The 1153-nt window shown below is 64.2% G+C and carries 2 protein-coding genes; both read right to left on the reverse strand.

The window, feature by feature from the left end:
• The coding region (locus tag ACZ4Z4_RS38305; protein WP_468338538.1) for a TniB family NTP-binding protein at window positions 1-812 on the reverse strand (812 nt) is incomplete at its 3' end.
• A 2-nt stretch (window positions 813-814) separates the two neighbouring features.
• Window positions 815-1153, reverse strand: a 339-nt coding sequence (locus ACZ4Z4_RS38310; RefSeq protein ID WP_468338541.1) for a hypothetical protein, incomplete at its 5' end; no start/stop codon positions are given.

Here is a 1153-nt window from a genome sequence, read left to right on the forward strand (position 1 = left end):
TCCACGGCGGCCACGGCCGCCGCCATCAATAGGTGCGCCAGCTCGCCAATAGTGCCCTCGCTGCGCGTGAGCAGGTAGCGAGCCATGTCCAGCGTGGCAATCGACGAAGGTCGCCGCAGCGGGAGCGAAGCCGCGAAGCTGGCCAGCAGTGAACAGCAATCGTCGTTGGCCTCCCACACCGGCAGCATCATCGGCTCGAAGCGATTTTCCAACTGGTCATCCGAGCGGATGGCCAGGTAGGCGTCGCGTGTGCCCACACCGACCAGCGGGATGCGCAATTCGTTGCCGAGGAAGCGCAGCAGGTTGAGGAATTCCCGGCGGTTGACGCTGTTGCCGGCCAGGACGTTGTGCAGCTCGTCGATCACCAGCAAACGCACACCGAGCTTGCGCAGCAGTGTCAGCGCCAGTTGCTCTATTTCCGGCAGCCGTGGGCGCGGTCGCAATGGTGCTCCCATCGCCGCGAGCAGCGCGACGTAGAAGCGGATCACCGATGGCTCGGACGGCATCTGCACGACCAATACCGGGATGTGCTCCTGGTCGGCGTCGGAGCTGGCCGGGTGGGCGCGGCGGAACTTCTCGACGATCATCGACTTGCCGTTGTTGGTTGGACCGACCAACAGCAGGTTGGGCATGCGTTGTTTGTTTGGCCACGTATACAGGGCTTCCAGCCGGTTCAACGCCTCGACTGCTCGCGGATAGCCGATCCAGCGGTCGGCGCGAAGGCGATGGATGCGCTCGTCCGCCGGGAGACGGGCCAAGCCCTGGGCCGCCGGCAGCAGGTGGGACAGGTCGATGATGGGATATTCGTCCACGGCTACCACTCCTCAATCTGGTCGAACGGTTTGGCAGGTGGCTGGTTGTCCGCCTGCGGGTCTGCCATGTCCGTGTCCGCTGGTGGCGTGGTTTTGACAGGTTGTTCCGTTGACTTGAGATGCTGGCGTCGATCCGCGTCGCGCCGCGCCTTGCGCGTGGCTTTCTGCGCAGTGGTCACGATTTCGCGCATCTGCCCGATCATGCGGAACAGCGCCGACTCATCCACCTGTTCGCGCCCTTGCTGCCGCAATTTCGCCAGCGCCTGCCGTTGTTCCCAGAGGGTGACAGCCGGGTGCGACAAGGTACGGTATGGAATTTCCAGATAGTGCTGCCCCTCCGG

It is taken from the genome of Streptomyces sp. NPDC030245, from assembly GCF_055572995.1.